This is a genomic window from Haliscomenobacter sp., from assembly GCF_040403615.1.
Lineage (GTDB): Bacteria > Bacteroidota > Bacteroidia > Chitinophagales > Saprospiraceae > Haliscomenobacter.
The window spans coordinates 1-2,049 of the sequence record NZ_JBBAKG010000250.1; the positions used below are offsets into that span (position 1 = coordinate 1).

General features: G+C 43.6%; 2 protein-coding genes. Both read right to left on the bottom strand.

The annotated features are described in order from the left end of the window. Positions 1-1,522 (bottom strand): sensor histidine kinase (locus ABW391_RS29345; protein ID WP_502916367.1); only part of this gene is annotated, 1,522 nt, incomplete at its 3' end. Positions 1,523-1,534: 12 nt separating this feature from the next. Then, a partial coding sequence (locus ABW391_RS29350) for a sensor histidine kinase (protein ID WP_353485462.1) occupies positions 1,535-2,049 on the bottom strand: 515 nt, incomplete at its 5' end.

The following is a 2,049-nucleotide window of genomic DNA, read 5'->3' on the forward strand; positions in this document are numbered from 1 at the left end:
TAGTGTCCCCTTTTTCCAGCTCTTCGTGCATTTCATCCAGCATCTCGGCGCTGACCTCAGCGAAGTTGTTGACGAAGTTCAACGGGTTTTGGATTTCGTGGGCGATGCCTGCCGTGAGTTCGCCGAGGGAAGCGAGTTTTTCGGATTGGATGAGTTGGTTTTGCGAGGCTTTGAGCTCGGCGGTTCGCTCGGTAACAAGGCGCTCGAGGGTTTCATTTTGGGTGGCAAGGAGGTGTTGTTTTTCTTGCTCCTGAGCGATGGTTTGGGCAGAAAGGGCTTCAACTTCACTTAATTTTACGGCAAGAGAACGAGTCGTTTGAGCAAATTCTCGCGCTAAAAAAAAGGACAGTGCAACTGGTAATCCCGACGCGAATAGAAGATAAATTATCATTCTTTGCAACTGAAAAGATTGGATAAAAGACACCTTTTCAAAAGTACCCATCGAAATAAAGACAAAGAACAAGATGATGGTTACAAATGCGCCAAGCCCGATGATCAAGGCGTTGGTTTGATTTTTCTTACGGGATAAAACGGCAATTCTCATCAGGTTGATATGAATGAGTATTTGGAGAAGCGCCGCCGAACGCCAACCCCAGCCATAAGGAATGGCGATTAAAAATACAGCCGGGATAAATAATGAACATACAAGTTTATCAATCCAGTCAAATTTGCGATGTAAAAATTGTAAAATAGATACCATCGTCAATAAGTTGCTCAGAATGAACATAGAAAATGCAATCAAGCCCAACCAATATTTTTCATTGATGAAATCAGTAAAAAGCCAGAATTTGATTTGTAACAATTGCCCGATCATGTACACGATTCTAGAAAGTGCAAACCACAGGTTGGCTTTGACTATGGGGTACATCAGGAAAAATGACAAGTGAATGCTTAAAATCATCAGTCCCATACCCAGGAGCAAATATTGAAACAGGCTATGGTGATGTATCAGTCGGATGTAATCATCCATGGCCTTTCCATAATGATTTAGCTGGATAAAGGCGATGGGGTTGGTCGTTTCAAAAACTTGGGTATATCGTGATTTTGGCTGCACTGAAAAGCGAATCAAAAGGGTATTTACGGCGTCAAATTTTACCGGGAATGCCATTGGTTTCCACTGGGCATCGCTGGCCTTTACTAAAGTTGGAATAGGACTGACCACGCCACAACGCGTCAGCAATTGTCCATTTAAATAATACTCAGCTGCGATCGATTGTTGGATTTGAATGGCAAAAAGCCGTTGTTTTAAAGTGTCAGCTATTCTGAACTTTAGCTTCATCCAGCCTATTCCTTTTGCTGCGGCACGTGGTAAGGAATCGTGGATATCCCAGGTTGGATCGATGTCTTTCCACGCGGTTTGTATGGCTTGGATTTGTTGAATAGTATTTTCCGACATACAGTATTGCCAGGCTTTATTCAAAAGTAAACCTTCATTGGGTAAACTACTGATGAATAGCGTATCGCTTGGCTGTGCCAAAGCTAGCGTAGACCAAAAGAAGAAAATCAGGGTTAGGTGTTTCATACAGTTTATCAGCTACAAAGGTAAGTTAACAATAAATGCAGAACCTTCACTCGACGAAGACACTAACTTTACATTTCCCCCATGCCCCTTCACCACAATGTCATACGCCAAACTCAAGCCTAAACCCGTGCCCTGCCCAGTAGGTTTGGTGGTGAAAAACGGCTGAAAAATTTTGTTTTTGATCGCTTCAGGGATGCCATTGCCATTGTCTTTGACCTTGATCTCCACCTTGTCTCCTACAATGCTCGAACTTACCGTCACAGTAGGTTCGTATTCTTCAATTTCCAATTTTGCTTTTTCATTTACGGCATAAAAAGCATTGTTGATTAGGTTCAAGAGTACCCGCCCAATTTCTTGCGGAATCACCTCAATTTTGGGCAAATTGGGATCAAAATGAGTTTTCAGCTTAGCGTTGAAACTGCTGTCCTTAGCGCGCAAACCGTGGTAAGCGAGGCGCAAGTACTCGTCCGCCAGGGCGTTGAGGTCGGTAGAGACGCGATTCATCGCGTCTCCGGTCCGGGAATGTT